15 protein-coding genes are annotated in these 15,646 nt (G+C 65.4%); 12 read left to right on the top strand and 3 right to left on the bottom strand.

The window, feature by feature from the left end; genetic code table 11:
• Nucleotides 1–20 precede the first annotated feature (20 nt).
• Together GGD67_RS15380 and GGD67_RS15375 are read right to left on the bottom strand one after the other, a co-directional pair.
• Nucleotides 21–1,349, bottom strand: a complete 1,329-nt coding sequence (locus GGD67_RS15380) for a glycosyltransferase family 87 protein (RefSeq protein WP_179734034.1) — start codon at nucleotides 1,347–1,349, stop codon at nucleotides 21–23.
• A 246-nt stretch (nucleotides 1,350–1,595) separates the two neighbouring features.
• Nucleotides 1,596–3,218 carry a helicase HerA-like domain-containing protein gene (locus tag GGD67_RS15375; protein ID WP_179734032.1) on the bottom strand — a complete coding sequence of 541 codons (1,623 nt, stop codon included), beginning with the start codon at nucleotides 3,216–3,218 and terminating at the stop codon, nucleotides 1,596–1,598.
• A 348-nt stretch (nucleotides 3,219–3,566) separates the two neighbouring features.
• Between GGD67_RS15375 and GGD67_RS15370 the strand changes: the two genes are divergently transcribed.
• The 9 genes from GGD67_RS15370 to GGD67_RS15330 all read left to right on the top strand — a co-directional run bounded on the left by GGD67_RS15370 (nucleotide 3,567) and on the right by GGD67_RS15330 (nucleotide 11,727).
• Nucleotides 3,567–3,932, top strand: a complete 366-nt coding sequence (locus tag GGD67_RS15370; protein WP_179734030.1) for a DUF2267 domain-containing protein — start codon at nucleotides 3,567–3,569, stop codon at nucleotides 3,930–3,932.
• Nucleotides 3,933–3,958: 26 nt separating this feature from the next.
• Nucleotides 3,959–4,366, top strand: coding sequence for a DUF4332 domain-containing protein (locus tag GGD67_RS15365; RefSeq protein ID WP_018315752.1), 408 nt, complete (start codon nucleotides 3,959–3,961; stop codon nucleotides 4,364–4,366).
• A 230-nt stretch (nucleotides 4,367–4,596) separates the two neighbouring features.
• The gene (gene folP / locus GGD67_RS15360) at nucleotides 4,597–5,457 is read left to right on the top strand and encodes a dihydropteroate synthase (protein WP_018315751.1); all 861 of its coding nucleotides are present in this window, start codon (nucleotides 4,597–4,599) and stop codon (nucleotides 5,455–5,457) included.
• Entirely contained in the window at nucleotides 5,454–5,822 is a 369-nt protein-coding gene (gene folB, locus GGD67_RS15355) for a dihydroneopterin aldolase (protein ID WP_179734029.1), read from the top strand. Before folP ends, folB begins: the two co-directional genes overlap by 4 nt.
• Nucleotides 5,822–6,313 carry a 2-amino-4-hydroxy-6-hydroxymethyldihydropteridine diphosphokinase gene (gene folK / locus GGD67_RS15350; protein WP_018315749.1) on the top strand — a complete coding sequence of 164 codons (492 nt, stop codon included), beginning with the start codon at nucleotides 5,822–5,824 and terminating at the stop codon, nucleotides 6,311–6,313. Before folB ends, folK begins: the two co-directional genes overlap by 1 nt.
• Before the next feature lie 81 nt (nucleotides 6,314–6,394).
• Entirely contained in the window at nucleotides 6,395–8,266 is a 1,872-nt protein-coding gene (locus GGD67_RS15345) for a methylmalonyl-CoA mutase family protein (protein ID WP_179734027.1), read from the top strand.
• Complete coding sequence (locus tag GGD67_RS15340) at nucleotides 8,263–8,727, top strand: GFA family protein (RefSeq protein ID WP_092256652.1); 465 nt, start codon at nucleotides 8,263–8,265, stop codon at nucleotides 8,725–8,727. Before GGD67_RS15345 ends, GGD67_RS15340 begins: the two co-directional genes overlap by 4 nt.
• A gap of 16 nt (nucleotides 8,728–8,743) precedes the next feature.
• Complete coding sequence (scpA, locus tag GGD67_RS15335; RefSeq protein WP_179734025.1) at nucleotides 8,744–10,900, top strand: methylmalonyl-CoA mutase; 2,157 nt, start codon at nucleotides 8,744–8,746, stop codon at nucleotides 10,898–10,900.
• Between the two features lie 38 nt (nucleotides 10,901–10,938).
• Nucleotides 10,939–11,727: an RsiV family protein gene (locus tag GGD67_RS15330; RefSeq protein WP_179734023.1), complete on the top strand. Its 789-nt coding sequence runs from the start codon at nucleotides 10,939–10,941 to the stop codon at nucleotides 11,725–11,727.
• 7 nt (nucleotides 11,728–11,734) lie between these two features.
• Here GGD67_RS15330 and GGD67_RS15325 read toward each other — a convergent pair whose 3' ends face one another.
• The gene (locus GGD67_RS15325) at nucleotides 11,735–12,313 is read right to left on the bottom strand and encodes an SRPBCC family protein (protein WP_246784466.1); all 579 of its coding nucleotides are present in this window, start codon (nucleotides 12,311–12,313) and stop codon (nucleotides 11,735–11,737) included.
• A 104-nt stretch (nucleotides 12,314–12,417) separates the two neighbouring features.
• Between GGD67_RS15325 and GGD67_RS15320 the strand changes: the two genes are divergently transcribed.
• From GGD67_RS15320 to GGD67_RS15310, 3 genes are all read left to right on the top strand, one after another.
• Nucleotides 12,418–13,410, top strand: a complete 993-nt coding sequence (locus GGD67_RS15320; protein WP_179734021.1) for a tripartite tricarboxylate transporter substrate binding protein — start codon at nucleotides 12,418–12,420, stop codon at nucleotides 13,408–13,410.
• A 228-nt stretch (nucleotides 13,411–13,638) separates the two neighbouring features.
• Entirely contained in the window at nucleotides 13,639–14,130 is a 492-nt protein-coding gene (locus GGD67_RS15315; RefSeq protein ID WP_018315742.1) for a tripartite tricarboxylate transporter TctB family protein, read from the top strand.
• Between the two features lie 4 nt (nucleotides 14,131–14,134).
• Entirely contained in the window at nucleotides 14,135–15,646 is a 1,512-nt protein-coding gene (locus GGD67_RS15310) for a tripartite tricarboxylate transporter permease (protein WP_018315741.1), read from the top strand.

Raw genomic sequence — 15,646 nt, 5'->3', positions numbered from 1 at the left:
TTGGTCCTGACGTTCGAGTCTCAAGAGGTACCGGGTTTTAGCGCCGTCGCGGGCTCGGAGCCAGCCGCAACGGGCGGATGCCGGATGTGCCATGCAAGACTACCTGCAAGAACGGCGGTCGCGAGGAGATTGTTGCCCCAAGCCTGGAGGACAGTTGGAAACCACGGCAGCGCCAGCAGCATGAGAATTCCGGCTGCGCCGAGGGCGAGCCAGGTTCCGAGACGCACATTCGGCCGCTCGTCGAAGGCGGCGCGATGCATCAGCACCGTCATCGGGAAGAACAGCCACATGAAGTAGTATTGCCGAGCCAAAGGCGAGGCCACCGTGATCAGGCAGAACAGGATGGCGAGCTCCTCGGCATCCGAGCGCGCCGTTCGCCGCGCTTGCTGCGGCATGATCGCGACGAAGCCGAGCCCGAGCAAGGCCGACAGCACCAGCACGATCCAGTTCGCCGTCCTGTAATCGACGTCGATGATGTTCATCGTGCGCGGCGGCTTGCCGGGATCCTCCAGATTGAAGTTGATCGGACGGACCAGGCGGTGCGTGACGGCGATGAGGGACTGGTTGACCCACGACCAGTTCTGCTCGTCACGCTGGCCAAAGCCCTTTTCCGAGCTCGTTCCGACCATGCCCTGATACCAGGTCGCAAGCTCGGCCGCGTTGCGCTCGAAGCCGCGGATCGGCGCTGGCACGACATAGAGCAGGATGCCGGTGAAGGCGACCGTGGCGGCGGCCGCCGCCCATTTCCGCCGCCAGACCAGATACGGCAGGACCGCGATCGGAAACACCTTGATGGCAGCGGCGAGCGCGAACATGAAGCCCGCTAGCCAGGGACGTTGATGCCGCAAGCTCCAGAAACCGTAGAGCATCATGGCCAGCAGGACGAGGTTCGGCTGGCCGAGGTCGAACATGTCGAACACGAACGGCACGGTGACGACGGCAGGCAGCGCCTCCAGCCAGCGGCCGGGGCTGCGCCCCGAGCCGGCCATGACCTGGGAGAACGTCCCGGTGTACCACCACGCCACGGCATTCAGGATCGACAGGACGACATAGAGCGGGATCTTGCCGAACCAGCTCGGGATCGCCAGCAGGATCGCCGGCAGCGGCGGATAGATGAACTCGAAATACTCGACGGCCGTGGCGGGATAGAGTGGCTCACCCTGCAGGACCTGTTGCCCGGCCCACAACCACAGCGGGTAATCCTTGGTCTTGCCGCTGCCGAAGATCTCGGGAACGAGCACGTCGGCGGTGAGCAGGACGCAGCAGAACAGAAACAGCAGGTCCAGCGGCGCGCGCAGCGACAGGCGTCTGGGCGCGTCAGGCTTGGCTAACGGGGCGGGCGGGGTCACGGGGTGGTCCTGTGCGGCGGCGAACAGGACGTAGCAGACCGGCGCAGGCTTGGAGAGCCCCTCACCTGAAATTGTACCGTTGGCGGCCTCGGGCAACGGCACATGAGGTGACTAGCAGAGTACTTGAGCTTTCACAGCGTCATGGCCGGGCTTGTCCCGCCTGCGCGGCCGAAGCCGCTTCGGCGCGGCGAAGGTCTGGGCGTCCACGACCTTTTGGGGCAAGCGGAATTGCCCAAAGCGGCCCGCCTACCGCCGCAGCAATCCGCCGAGCGCGCCGCGGACCAGCGTGCGGCCGATCGAGCCGCCAAGCTGGCCGCCGACCGACTTGCCGATATTGGCGGCCATCCCGCCGATCACCTGGTTGGTGACCGATCGCGTCACGTCCCGCGCAATGACCTGGCCGGTCGACAGGCGGCCGCGCTTGACGTTGGTGCCGAAGATAGTGCCGACGATCGAGCCGATCTGGCCGAGGAGCCCGCCGCCATTTCCGCCAGCCGGGCCGTCCGCTGTGGCCGCTGTGCCGGCGATGCGCTTCTGGATCATCTCGTAAGCGGACTCTTCATCGACCGCGGTGTCGTATTTTCCCTTCACCGGGCTCGCAGCCATGATCGCCTTGCGCTCGTCGGGCGTGATCGGCCCGATGCGAGCCGACGGCGGCCGGATCAGCACCTGCTCCACCATCGCCGGCGTGCCGTTGCCCTCGAGGAAGGACACCAGCGCTTCGCCCTTGCCGAGCTCCATGATCACCTTGGCGGTGTCGAGCTTCGGGTTGGGCCGGAAGGTCTGGGCCGCAGCGGCGACCGCCTTCTGGTCCCGCGGGGTGAAGGCGCGTAGCGCGTGCTGCACCCGGTTGCCGAGCTGTCCGAGCACGCGGTCGGGGACGTCGACCGGGTTTTGCGTCACGAAGTAGACGCCGACGCCCTTGGAGCGGATCAGGCGGACCACCTGCTCGATCTTGTCCATCAGCGCCTTGGGCGCATCGTTGAACAGCAGATGCGCCTCGTCGAAGAAGAACACGAGCTTTGGCTTGGGCAGATCGCCGGCCTCGGGCAGCTCCTCGAACAGCTCCGACAACATCCACAGCAGGAATGTCGCGTAAAGCCTGGGGTTCTGCAGCAGCTTGTCGGCGACCAGGATGTTGACCATGCCGCGGCCGTCGCGGTCCGTCTTCATGAAGTCCTTCAGCGTCAGCGCCGGTTCGCCGAAGAATTTGGTGCCGCCCTGGTTCTCCAGCACCAGCAGCTGGCGCTGGATGGTGCCGACGGTGGCCTTGGTGACGTTGCCGAACCCCTGCGCGGCCCTGCGGATGGCGGCGAGCGGATCCTCCCCCGCGTCCGCGCCCTTCTTCGCGCTATCGGGCACGATGGCGTCGAGCAGTGCGCGCAGATCCTTCATGTCGATGAGGGTCAGCCCGTTGTCGTCAGCGACGCGGAAGGCGACGTTGAGCACGCCTTCCTGCACGTCGTTGAGGTCGAGCATGCGCGCGAGCAGAAGCGGCCCCATTTCCGTGACGGTCGCGCGCACCGGGTGGCCCTGCTCGCCGAACACGTCCCAGAACACTGTCGAGAACTGGTCGGGCTGGAAATTCAGCCCCATTTCGGAAGCGCGCTTGAGGATGAAGTCTTTGGCCTCGCCAACCTCGGAGATGCCGGAGAGGTCGCCCTTGATGTCCGCCGCGAAGACCGGAACACCGGCGCGTGCAAATCCTTCCGCCATCACTTGCAGCGTCACGGTCTTGCCGGTTCCGGTTGCGCCCGTGACGAGGCCGTGGCGATTGGCGAGCGCCAGCGTCAGCCATGCCTGCTCGTCTCCCTTGCCGACGAAGATCTTGTCGTCGGTATCGCCGAGCTTGCTGTCCTGTGCGGTCATTATTCTCTCTGATCTCTCTGCCGGGTTTCGCGTATTGAAACTCAAATGCACCAGTTCCGTAGTTTAACGCATGTTGCGCGCCGATTAAAACGGTTCAACACGGCCGAACATGCGACATAGTCGGAAACGGACGGACGACATCAGCCGAAAGTAGGAACGAGGCGTTCGCAACGCGGCAATTTTTCGCCGATTCCAACTCCGCTCTTGCATCGCTGCAACACTTTTCGCGCGTTCGAAGGTGAATCGCGACGACGCGTGCGTTCATCGCTTGAATTTCACATCACACCGGCTCAAGATCATTTTCGAAAGAAATACTCCGGCAAGCAAACCGGCTGAGGGGCGGGCCTTATGGACGAGCTGATCGGGCGGCTGGCGACAAACGCCAGCATAGATAGTGCTGTCGCTGAAAAGAGCGTCGGCATCATCCTGGGCTTCCTCCGCAACGAGGGTCCTTCCGACAGCGTGCAGGCCCTGATCGATCAGATCCCCGGAGCGGAAGCCGCGATCGAGGCATCCAGGAGCGGCGGCGGACTGTCGCGGCTGATGGGCGGCGGCTTGATGGCTGTCGGCACGCGCCTGATGGGCCTCGGACTTGGCATGTCGGAGATTCAAAACGTCGCCCGTGAACTTTTCCGCTTCGGCCGAGACAAAATCGGAGCAGATCAGATGGGCAAGATCATTGCGGGGACGCCGGGCCTCAGCCAGTTCGCCTGAAGCTTTGGCAATTCATATCGAGTATCATGACATATCCGATCTCCGAGATTGAGGGCCTGTCGGTCTTTGCCGCCAACAAGTTGAAGGCGCAGGGCATCCGCACCACCGACGGGCTGCTCGAGGCGGCCGGCACGGTGAAGGGCCGCAAGGCGCTTTCCGCCAAGACCGGCATCAGCGAGCAGCTGCTGCTGGAATGGGCCAACGTCTCCGACTACATGCGTATTCCCGGCATGGGTCGGGCCAAGGTCGGCCTGGTCCGCGCCGCCGGCGTCACCACCGTGCGCGAGCTCGCCTATCGGAATCCGGCAAGGCTCGCCCAGAGCATGCGCGACGCCAACGAAAAGAAGAAGCTGCTCCGCATCCTGCCTTCCGAGAAGTCGGTCGGCGACATCATCGCCAAGGCGAAGAAGCTGCAGCCGAAGATCACGTATTAGTCCACTTGCTCTCTCCGTCATCCTGAGGTGCGAAACACGGGACGCAAAGCGTCCCCGTGGAGAGCCTCGAAGGATGCACGGCCACCGCCACATCCGCACGGAGAGAGCCGGGCCGTCGCCCTTCGAGGCTCGCCGAAGAGACGCGCGCCTCAGGGTGACGATCTCAGACCGGGGTTGTGCTGCGCCCTTCCGTCTTGACTCCCCCTCCCCGACCGCGCAAAGCGGGCGGCATGAATGCCTCGCCCTCCCCATCCGTCCCGCCGGCCGGCTCGGCCGGGCCAGATGCGCTGCGGAAACTGCTGGAACGACCGATCCCGGCGGTGATGGGCGTGCTCAACATCACCCCGGATTCCTTCTCCGATGGCGGCGAGTTCATCGCGCCCGAGCAGGCGCTCGCACGGGCGCGGGCGATGATCGCGGATGGCGTCGACATCATCGATATCGGGGCCGAGTCCACCCGGCCCTACAAGGGTGCGAAGGCCGTCACGGCGGACGACGAGCTCGCCCGGCTGAAGCCGGTGCTGGCGGGCGTGGTCGCGCTCGGCGTGCCGGTGTCGATCGATAGCATGAAGGCCGAGGTGGTGGCCTACGCGCTCGACCAGGGCGCGGCGATCGCCAACGACGTCTGGGGCCTGCAACGCGACGCCGCCATGGCGCCGCTGGTGGCCGCGAGAGGCGTTCCCGTCATCGTCATGCACAACCGCGACGACGCCGATCCCGCCATCGACATCATCACGGACATGAAGACGTTCTTCCTGCGCTCGCTGGATATCGCCGCAAAGGCCGGCATCGCGCGCGACAAGATCGTGCTCGATCCCGGCATCGGCTTCGGAAAGACTGCGGAGCAGAGCATGACCGCGCTGGCGCGCTTGCGCGAATTCGAGATGTTCGGCCTGCCGATCCTCGTCGGTGCCTCGCGAAAACGCTTCATCGCTTCGGTGTCGCCATCGGAGCCGAAGGACCGGCTCGCCGGCTCGATCGCCGCGCACCTGATCGCCGCACAGCGCGGCGCAAAGATCATCCGGACCCATGACGTCGCCGAGACCTTGCAGGCGCTGCGGGTAGCGAACGCAATCGAGGGCAAGCAATGACCGATACGATCTTCGTCACCGGCCTGTCGATCCACGCCCGCCACGGCGTGATGGATCACGAGACCGAAGTCGGCCAGCGCTTCGTCATCGATCTCGAACTCTATACCGACTTGTCGGAGCCCTCGCGCAGCGACCGGCTCGCCGACACCGTGTCCTATGCCGACGTCGTGGCGACGACGACGGCAGCGTTCAAGAATACCAATTACAAGCTTCTGGAGCGCGCCGCCGGCGCGGTGGCCGACGCCATCCTGTCGCACTTCCTACGTATCCGCGCCGTGAAGGTCACCGTGCACAAGCCGCATGCGCCGATCGCCGCGATCTTCGACGATGTTGGCATCATGCTGACCCGCTCGCGGCACCCCTGATGGCAAGCGTGCTGATCGCACTCGGCGGCAATGTCGGCGATGTCCGCGCGACATTCGCCAAGGCGATCGCGCACATCTGCGGCATGGCGCAAGGCGCCCTGATCGCGCGGTCCTCGGACTATGCCACGCCGCCGTGGGGCGACGAACAGCAGGACCCCTTCATCAATGCCTGCATCGAGATCGAGACCGACCTCGATCCGCACGCGCTGCTGTTCGTGCTGCAGAAGGTCGAGCAGAAATTCGGCCGCACGCGGAACAAGGAGCGGCGCTGGGGCCCGCGCACGCTCGATCTCGACATGATCGCCTATGACGATGTCAGCTTGCAGAAGCCGGACCTGACCTTGCCGCATCCGCGCCTGTTCGAGCGCGCTTTCGTCCTGGTGCCGCTGGCCGAGATTGCACCCGACCGCGTGATCTCGGGCATTCCAGTGCGTGACGGGCTCGCCAGCGTCTCGACGCAAGGCATTGAGCGGCTTCCGGATACCGGTTAACCAAAAACAACCGTTTGCAGGGGCGGTCCGCCGTGGCAATTTCGCCTGCGAATAACGATACGTTTGGGAGCCCTTGGCCGCATGACCTCCGTGACTGACGACCTGCCGCTGGCGGCCGATTTTCCCAAGACGACCGTCGAGGATTGGCGCAAGCTGGTCGACGGCGTTCTGAAGGGCGCGCCGTTCGAGAAGCTGGTCGGCAAGACCTATGACGGACTCAAGATCGATCCGCTCTATCCGCGCGCCAAGGGTGTCGCGCCCGTCGTGGGTCGACCAGCCGCCGCACCCTGGCAAATCATCCAGCGGATCGACCATCCCGACGCGGCGCTCGCGAATGCACAGGCGTTGCAGGATCTGGAGAACGGCGCGACCGGGCTCGCGCTGGTGTTCGCCGGCGGCAGCGGCGCTCACGGGTTCGGTCTGGAACCTTCGGCCGAAGCCATCGCAAGGGTCTTGAAGGACATCCATCTCGATGCCGGCATCGGCCTCGAGCTTCAGATCGGTCCGCAATCGCGGATGGCCGCGATCCATGTCGCGGAATATGTGAAGAGCAGCGGCCTCGATCCCGCCGCCTGCAACATCCGCTTCGGGCTCGATCCGCTCGCGGCGGGCGCGGTGTGGGGCCACAGTCCCTATTCCTGGGAGGAGATCGCCCCTGCCGTCACCGGCGCGATCAAGGGCCTCGCCGGGCTTGGTTTCAAGGGACCGTTCGCGTCCGCCGACGGACGCGTGATCCACGATGCCGGCGGCTCCGAGGTGCAGGAGCTCGCCTTCGTGCTCGCCTGCGGCGTCGCTTATCTGCGCGCGATCGAAGGCGCCGGCATTCCGCTCGAAGCCGCGCAAGGCATGGTCTATGCGCGGCTTGCCGCAGATGCCGACCAGTTCCTGACCATGGCGAAATTCCGCGCGCTGCGGCTGCTCTGGGCGCGCATCGAAACAGCGTGCGGGCTTACGCCCAAACCATTGTTCATCGCCGCCGACACGGCCTGGCGCATGCTGACGCAGCGCGACCCTTACGTGAACATGCTGCGCGCGACCATCGCGACATTCGCGGCGGGGCTGGCCGGCGCCAACGCGATCACCGTGCTGCCGCATACGCTGGCCCTCGGCCTGCCCGATCCGTTCGCGCGCCGTGTGGCGCGCAATACGCAGCTCCTGCTGCTGGAAGAGAGCAACCTCGCCAAGGTCTCTGATCCCGCCGCCGGCGCAGGCGGCATCGAGACGCTGACCGCGCAGCTTTGTGAGGCGGCCTGGACCCTATTCCAGGAGAGCGAGACAGCCGGCGGTGCGTTTGCCGCGCTTCAGCAAGGCCTGTTTCAGGGCAAGGTCGCGGCCGCGCGAAAAGCGCGTGACGCCAACATCGCAAAGCGTCGCGACGTGCTGACCGGTGCCAGCGAGTTTCCGAACCTGCACGAGAGCGAAGCCATCGTGCTGAAGGCAACGCCAGTCGCGCTCACGCCTTATGGCGAGCAGAAATACAAGTTCGATCCGCTGCCGCCGATCCGGCTGGCGGAACCGTTCGAGGCGCTGCGTGACAAATCCGACGCGGCGCTGAAGGCGCGGGGCTCCCGGCCGAAAGTGTTCCTGGCCAATCTCGGCACGGCCGCCGATTTCACGGCGCGCGCGACCTTTGCCAAGAGCTTCTTCGAAGCCGGCGGCATCGAAGCCCTCGATAGCGAGGGCTTTGCCGATGCGGCCAAGGTGGCTGCAGCGTTCAAGGCCTCGGGCGCCGAGCTTGCCTGTCTTTGTTCCAACGACAAGGTCTATGCGGAACACGCCGAAGCTGCAGCGAAGGCCCTGCAAACGGCCGGCGGTCGACATATCTATCTGGCAGGCCGCCCGAGCGAGACCGAGGCGGCGCTGCGGGCCGCCGGCGTCACGGGTTTTGTCTTCGCCGGAGGCGATGCGCTTGCCACGCTGCAAGACGCCTATCGACGGATGGAACAGAAATGACCGAACCAGGCAAACCAGTTCTCACCGGCGGCTGCCAATGCGGGGCCGTGCGCTTTGGCGTCACGACGGCGCCAACCAGGATTTCGATCTGCCACTGCCGCATGTGCCAGAAGGCAGCCGGCGCGCCGTTCGCCTCCTTTGCCGACATCAACAAGACGGACTTTGCCTGGACCAAGGGGCAGCCGTCGTTCTTCCGCTCCTCCACCATCGCCGAACGCGGCTTTTGCGCCGGCTGCGGCACGCCGCTGAGCTTCGGCCGCATCGGCGGCGACCGGATCGAGATCATGACCGGCGCGTTCGACCGTCCTGACCAGATCATTCCGACACGACAGTTCGGCACCGAATCCCGCCTCGGCTGGGTGGTGGGCATCGCCAATCTGCCGAGCCAGACCACGCAACAGAATTACGGACCGGAGAAGATGGCGACCATCGTCAGCCATCAGCATCCGGATCATGATTGAGGATATGGTTGAAACCATGAGCCGCATTCCCAATTTCGCAGACGTCGCATTCGAGCGTGCCACGACCGCCGCACCGTCAGGCAGCGCCGAGCCGTGGCTGACGCCCGAGGGCATTCTGGTGCAGCCCGCCTATGGCGAGGCTGATCTGGCCGGCCTCGATTTCCTCGAGACCTATCCCGGCATCGCGCCTTACCTGCGCGGGCCCTACCCGACCATGTATGTCAACCAGCCCTGGACTATCAGGCAATATGCCGGCTTCTCCACGGCGGAGGATTCCAACGCGTTCTACCGCCGCAACCTCGCGGCCGGCCAGAAAGGCCTTTCCGTCGCCTTCGATCTCGCCACCCATCGCGGCTATGACTCGGACCATCCGCGTGTCGGCGGCGACGTCGGCATGGCCGGTGTGGCCATCGATTCCATCTACGACATGCGCACGCTGTTTGCGGGGATTCCGCTCGACCAGATGAGCGTGTCCATGACCATGAACGGCGCGGTGCTGCCGATCCTCGCGCTCTACGTCGCCGCCGCCGAGGAACAGGGCGTGCCGCCGGAGAAGCTGTCGGGCACCATTCAGAACGACATTCTGAAAGAGTTCATGGTGCGCAACACCTACATCTATCCGCCCGCGCCTTCGATGCGGATCATCTCGGACATTTTTGCGTACACCTCGCAAAAGATGCCGAAATACAATTCGATCTCGATCTCCGGCTATCACATGCAGGAGGCCGGCGCGACGCAGGACCTCGAGCTCGCCTATACGCTCGCCGACGGCGTCGAATACTTACGCGCCGGCCTTGCCGCCGGCCTCGACGTCGACCGCTTCGCACCGCGCCTGTCGTTCTTCTGGGCGATCGGCATGAATTTCTTCATGGAAGTCGCCAAGCTGCGCGCCGCGCGCCTGCTCTGGGCGAAGCTGCTCAAGCCCTTCAACCCCAAAGACCCACGCTCGCTGTCGCTGCGCACGCACAGCCAGACCTCGGGTTGGTCACTGACGGCGCAGGACGTCTTCAACAACGTGATGCGCACCACCGTCGAGGCGATGGCGGCAACGCAAGGCCACACCCAGTCGCTGCACACCAACGCGCTCGACGAGGCGCTGGCGCTGCCGACCGATTTCTCGGCGCGCATCGCCCGCAACACCCAGCTGTTCCTGCAGCAGGAGAGCGGCACCACCCGCATCATCGACCCCTGGGGCGGCTCGTATTATGTCGAGCGTCTCACGCGCGACCTCGCGGCGAAAGCATGGGGCCACATCCAGGAGGTCGAGGAGCTCGGCGGCATGGCGAAGGCCATCGAGGCCGGCCTGCCGAAGCTGCGCATCGAGGAGGCCTCCGCCAAGACGCAGGCGCGGATCGACGCCGGCAAGCAGGCGGTGATCGGCGTCAACAAGTACAAGCCGACCGACGAGGCGCCGATCGACATCCTCAAGGTCGACAATACCAATGTCCGCCGCCTGCAGATCGACAAGCTGACGCGGCTGAAGAGCGAGCGCAACCAGAAGGACGTCGATGCCGCGCTCGCCGCGCTGACGCGCTCGGCCGGCGAGGGCAATGGCAATCTGCTCGCGCTCGCGATCGATGCGGCGCGCGCCAAGGCGACCGTCGGCGAAATCTCTGACGCGATGGAGAAGGTGTTCGGCCGACACCGCGCTGAAATCAAGTCCATCACCGGCGTCTACAAGCGGGAGGCGTCCACCATGGGCAATCAGGTCGAGAAGGTTCAGGCGCTGATCGACGCCTTCGAGGAGGCCGAGGGCCGCCGCCCGCGCATCCTCGTCGCCAAGATCGGCCAGGACGGCCACGACCGCGGCCAGAAGGTGATCGCGTCCGCGTTTGCCGATATCGGCTTCGACGTCGACATCGGGCCGCTGTTTGCCACCGCCGATGAGGCCGCGCGGCAGGCGGTCGAGAACGACGTGCACATCCTCGGCGTCTCCTCGCTCGCCGCGGCCCACCTCACCGCCGTGCCGGAGCTGAAGGCGGCGCTCAAGAAGCAGGGCCGCGACGACATCATGATCATCGTCGGCGGCGTGGTGCCGCCGCAGGATTACGACGCGCTCTACGCCGCCGGCGCTGAAGCGATCTTCCCGCCGGGCACGGTGATCGCGGATGCGGCTGAAGAGCTGATCCGCAAGCTGAATGCGCGGCTCGGCCATAGCGAGGCGGCGGAGTAGCTTCGCCGTCTATTTCCCGACAAGAAGGAATTTGCGTGATGTTTTTCGCGCCAATGTTCATGCGCGCGCTCAGCGTCGCCACGGTTTGCAGCGCGCTGTTCGGTCCCGCCCACGCCGCTGCCCCCAAGCCTGACGCCATCATCAAGACCAAGAGCATCGAGGCGCGCATGTTCCTCGACGACAGGATCAAGGCGGATACGGCGCTGGCGGCGGATTGCGTCGCGGAGGGCAAAAAATGGCTCAACAAGAATGCCGCCGAAGCTGCCGCCGCGCGCAAAGCCGATCCGCAGTTCTCTAGGGAAGGCGGCTGGGACTTCGAGCGCAAATACGAGATCCGCTCGGTGATCGCCGACCGCTACGTCAGCGTCCTGCGCAACGATTATATGAACACCCGCGGCGCGCATCCCAACTCGGACGTGAACACGATCCTGTGGGACAAGGCCGAGGGCAAGCGCATCTCGATCCGCCCGCTCTTCACCGAGACTGCCGATAACGGGGCGACGATGAAGGCGATGGTGAAGGCCGTGATCGCCTCGCTCCGCACCGAGAAAACGAAGCGCGACGCCAGCGAGACCGCAACCGACGAGTGGTTCAAAGAACTGAAACCGAGCCTGCTCAAGGTCGGCGCGGTGACGCTCGCGCCCTCGACTGAAGCGGGCAAGAGCTCCGGGCTGACCTTCCACTATCCACCCTACGCCGTCGGCCCCTACGCCGAAGGCGAGTATGTCGCCTTCGTGCCATGGGAGACGTTGAAGCCTTACCTCACCGCGGAAGGCACCCGCATCTTCGGCGGCGCGCGGCCGAAGGGCGACGCCGAGGAGCCGTGAGCGGTCGCTAACTGGACCGCGCCAGCGTCCGCGCAAGTGAGTCCGTCCAATCAGGAATCCAGGACGCGAATAGCGCCTGCCAGCGATCGGCATCCGCCGGCTCGGTATCAAGCGCGACCGACCATTCGATGAGGGTGCGATTGCCCTCGATGATCGGGCGCAGGTGCATGGTGCCTTGATAGCGCGTCGGCGCCGGCGTCTGGCTTCCGTCATCTTGCGGATACGGCAGCGCTTCGAGACCGGCGTAGGTCAGGGTGTGCTGCCGATCCGAGTGATCGACCAGGCGCTGGCGGATCCAGTTTCCGAGATAGCAGAAGCGCCTGATGGCGCCGACTTCATCGCCACGCTTGTCGTCTTCGATCTCGCTCTCGCTCACCCCGTCGATGTAAGCGGGATAGTTGTTGAAATCGCGGATCAGCGACCAGACTTCGTTCAGCGGGCGGTCCAGCACGGCGCTGTAATAGGCTTGGGTCATCGGTGGCTTGCCTTTGGCTTTCGTTACGCGCAGAGGTTGGCGAATTGCGCGGGCAAAACCCACCCGATTTCCGACTGCCCATCCGATGGGCATCATGGTTTCACACAACATGGCATCTCGTTGGTAGCGCTACCTTGCGGCGGTGCTGCAAAGGCGACTAGAATGGCACATTGAGAAGAGCACCCGACCTCACGGGCGCCGCTGGGAGAGATTCAATGTCCAAGATTTCGCGTCGCACCTTTGCGGCTTCGACCGCCGCCGTTGCCGCGTCCGCCGCTTTCGGCTTCAAGCCCGCACGCGCACAAGCCTATCCGGCCCGGCCGGTCACCGTGATCGTGCCATGGGGCGCGGGCGGCGGAACCGACGCGACCGCGCGCATTGTCGCAGCGCTTCTGGAAAAGGACCTCGGCCAGCCCTTCAACGTGGTCAACCGCACCGGCGGCTCCGGCGTGGTCGGCCATAGCGCGATCGCGACCGCACAGCCCGACGGCTACACCATCGGCATGCTGACCGTCGAAATCTCGATGATGCACTGGCAGGGCCTCACCGAGCTGACGCCGAAGAGCTACACGCCGCTGGCGCTGATGAACGAGGATCCCCCGGGCATCCAGGTCTCCTCCTCCTCGCCCTACAAGACGGTCAAGGAGCTCGCCGACGCGATCAAGGCGGCGCCTCCCGGCAAGTTCAAGGCCTCCGGCACCGGCCAGGGCGGCATCTGGCATCTGGCGCTGGTCGGCTGGATGCAGGCGATGGGCCTGCCCGCCAACCAGGTCGCCTGGGTGCCATCGAACGGCGCGGCCCCTGCGATGCAGGATCTCGCCGCCGGCGGCCTCGACCTCACCACCTGCTCGGTGCCGGAGGCGCGCGCCATCATCGAGGCCGGCAAGGCCAGGAGCCTCGCCATCATGGCCCCCGCGCGCAACCCGATCTTCAAGGACGTGCCGACGCTGAAGGAAGCGATGGGCATCGACTATGCGACCGGCGCCTGGCGCGGCATCGGCGCCCCGAAGAACCTGCCACCGGAGATCGCAACCAAGCTCACCGCAGCATTGAAGAAAGTCTACGACTCCGCCGAGTTCAAGGACTTCATGAGCAATCGCGGCTTCGGCACCGTGTGGGGCGATGCCGGCCAGTTCGCAGGCTTCATGGACAAGGGCGACGCCCAGATGGGCGAGGCGATGAAGGCGGCCGGCTTGAGCAAGGCGTGACCTTTCACAGCTCTCGCGTGAGATGACTTTGGCTGACGTGGTTGGTTCGCTCACTGCATCACCTCTCCCCGCGTGCGAGGAGAGGTCGAATTCGAGCTTTGCTCGAATTCGGGTGAGGGGGACTCTCCACGCCTCCAACTCTCACCTCGCCCGCGGCGAGCCCCCCTCACCCCAACCCTCTCCCCGCAAGCGGGGAGAGGGAGCGCACCTCCTGTAGGACTCCTCCCCATGCGTCTTCCCGACTCCGTCACGGGATCGTTTCTCGTCGTGCTCGGCGCAGCTGCCGCCTATGGCGGCTATATCCTGCCGCCGGTGCCGGGCCAGCCGGTCGGCCCCAACGTGTTTCCGCTCGTGATCGGCAGCGGCCTTGCGCTGTGCGGGCTCGCGATCGTGTTCGGGATCGGCCACTCCTTCGAGGAGGAGGAAGAGCTGATCCCGCTGGAGGACGGCCAGGCGGCCGCTCCTCCGCCGCAGGGCAAGCTCTACGGCCTGCGCGCTTTGCTGCCGCCAGCGCTGCTGCTGTTTTACGTCGCCGCGGCCGACCGGCTCGGCTTCATCATCACCGCGGCGATCATGGTCTACGTGACCTCGACCGCGCTCGGTGCGAAGTGGAAGCTGGCGCTGCCGCTCGCCGCGCTGTCGCCGTTCGCCATCCACCTCATCTTCGGCAAGCTGCTCCGCGTGCCGCTGCCCGCCGGCCTGCTGCCGACGCCCTGGTAATCCCATGCTGAAGACCTTGCTTGACGCATTCGCGCTGATCTCCACCTGGGAGGTCATCATTTCGATGTTCGCGGCCTCCGTGTACGGGCTCGTGATCGGCTCGCTGCCGGGCCTGTCGGCGACGATGGCAACCGCCCTGCTCGTCCCCGTCACCTTCTACCTCTCGCCGATCGCGGCGATCGCGACCATCGTCGCGGCGTCCTCGATGGCGATCTTCTCCGGCGACATTCCCGGCGCACTGCTGCGCATTCCCGGCACGCCGGCCTCCGCGGCTTACGCGGACGAAGCTTACGCCATGACGCGCAAGGGCCAGGCCGAGCTCGCGCTCGGGGCCGGCGTGTGGTTTTCCGCGGTCGGCGGCATCGCCGGCGTGCTGTCGCTGATGATCCTGGCGCCGCCGCTTGCCGAGATCGCGCTGTCGTTCTCGACCTTCGAATATTTCTGGCTGGCGCTGCTCGGCCTGATGTGCGCCACCTTGGTGGCGCGCTCCTCCCCGGTGAAGGCGATCGCCGGCATGTTCCTCGGCCTGCTGGTCTCCTGCATCGGCATCGAAAATCCCGGCGGCGTGCCGCGCTTCACCTTCGGCCTCACCGATCTGTTCGGCGGCATCGAGCCGATCCCGGCGCTGGTCGGCGTGTTCGCGGTGGCGCAGGTGATGCGCGCGATGCTGACCCCCGAGCCGCCGCCGCTGCCGCGACGAAAATTCGGAAGCATCATGGCAGGACAGTGGAGGCTGACAAAGCTATATCACTGGCAGATGACGCGCGGGAACATCGTCGGCATCATCATCGGCGTGCTGCCCGGAGCCGGTGCCGACATGGCCGCCTGGGTCTCCTACGCGATGTCGAAGCGTTTCTCCAAGGAGCCGGAAAAATTCGGCACCGGCCATGTCGAGGGCCTGGTCGAGGCCGGCGCCAGCAACAATGCCAGCATCGCCTCGGGCTGGGTGCCCTCGCTGCTGTTCGGGATCCCCGGCGACACCATCGCCGCGATCGCGATCGGCGTGCTCTACATGAAGGGCCTCAATCCGGGCCCGACGCTGTTCACCGAGAAGGCGTCGAGCATGTACGCGATCTATCTGATGTTCATCATCGCGAACATCCTGATGATCCCGCTCGGCATCGCCATGATCCGGGTTGCCGCCTACATCCTGCTGGCGCCGCGCTCGACCATAATGCCGATCATCATGCTGTGCTGTGCGGTCGGCTCGTTCGCGATCGGCAACAACATGTTCGGCGTCGTCACCGTCGCCGCCTTCGGCGTGATCGGCTACGTGATGGAGGCGAACGGCTATCCCGTCGCCGCGATGGTGCTCGGCATCGTCATGGGCACCATGGTCGAGCAGGCCTTCGTGACCTCGCTGATCAAGTCGGACGGCAGTATCCTGCCGTTCTTCGAGCGCCCGGTCGCAGCGATCCTCGCCGCCATGGCGATCGGCGCCCTGCTCTGGCCGGTGATGGTGTGGGTCTGGCGCAAGGTAAAACAGCCGCAAGCCGCGGCAGCCACGAGCCGGTGA

Source organism: Bradyrhizobium sp. IAR9 (assembly GCF_013408065.1).
Taxonomy (GTDB): Bacteria; Pseudomonadota; Alphaproteobacteria; order Rhizobiales; family Xanthobacteraceae; genus Bradyrhizobium.
Note: the sequence above shows the minus strand (reverse complement) of the source record. Positions and strands in the feature narration are given on the sequence as shown.

What these genes read in the sequence shown, in the direction of transcription:
- GGD67_RS15375 (WP_179734032.1), bottom strand. Translation starts at nt 3,218, where the DNA reads ATGACCGCACAGGACAGCAAGCTCGGCGATACCGACGACAAGATCTTC.
- GGD67_RS15370 (WP_179734030.1), top strand. Translation starts at nt 3,567, where the DNA reads ATGGACGAGCTGATCGGGCGGCTGGCGACAAACGCCAGCATAGATAGT.
- GGD67_RS15365 (WP_018315752.1), top strand. Translation starts at nt 3,959, where the DNA reads ATGACATATCCGATCTCCGAGATTGAGGGCCTGTCGGTCTTTGCCGCC.
- folP (WP_018315751.1), top strand. Translation starts at nt 4,597, where the DNA reads ATGAATGCCTCGCCCTCCCCATCCGTCCCGCCGGCCGGCTCGGCCGGG.
- folB (WP_179734029.1), top strand. Translation starts at nt 5,454, where the DNA reads ATGACCGATACGATCTTCGTCACCGGCCTGTCGATCCACGCCCGCCAC.
- folK (WP_018315749.1), top strand. Translation starts at nt 5,822, where the DNA reads ATGGCAAGCGTGCTGATCGCACTCGGCGGCAATGTCGGCGATGTCCGC.
- GGD67_RS15345 (WP_179734027.1), top strand. Translation starts at nt 6,395, where the DNA reads ATGACCTCCGTGACTGACGACCTGCCGCTGGCGGCCGATTTTCCCAAG.
- GGD67_RS15340 (WP_092256652.1), top strand. Translation starts at nt 8,263, where the DNA reads ATGACCGAACCAGGCAAACCAGTTCTCACCGGCGGCTGCCAATGCGGG.
- scpA (WP_179734025.1), top strand. Translation starts at nt 8,744, where the DNA reads ATGAGCCGCATTCCCAATTTCGCAGACGTCGCATTCGAGCGTGCCACG.
- GGD67_RS15330 (WP_179734023.1), top strand. Translation starts at nt 10,939, where the DNA reads ATGTTTTTCGCGCCAATGTTCATGCGCGCGCTCAGCGTCGCCACGGTT.
- GGD67_RS15325 (WP_246784466.1), bottom strand. Translation starts at nt 12,313, where the DNA reads ATGTTGTGTGAAACCATGATGCCCATCGGATGGGCAGTCGGAAATCGG.
- GGD67_RS15320 (WP_179734021.1), top strand. Translation starts at nt 12,418, where the DNA reads ATGTCCAAGATTTCGCGTCGCACCTTTGCGGCTTCGACCGCCGCCGTT.
- GGD67_RS15315 (WP_018315742.1), top strand. Translation starts at nt 13,639, where the DNA reads ATGCGTCTTCCCGACTCCGTCACGGGATCGTTTCTCGTCGTGCTCGGC.
- GGD67_RS15310 (WP_018315741.1), top strand. Translation starts at nt 14,135, where the DNA reads ATGCTGAAGACCTTGCTTGACGCATTCGCGCTGATCTCCACCTGGGAG.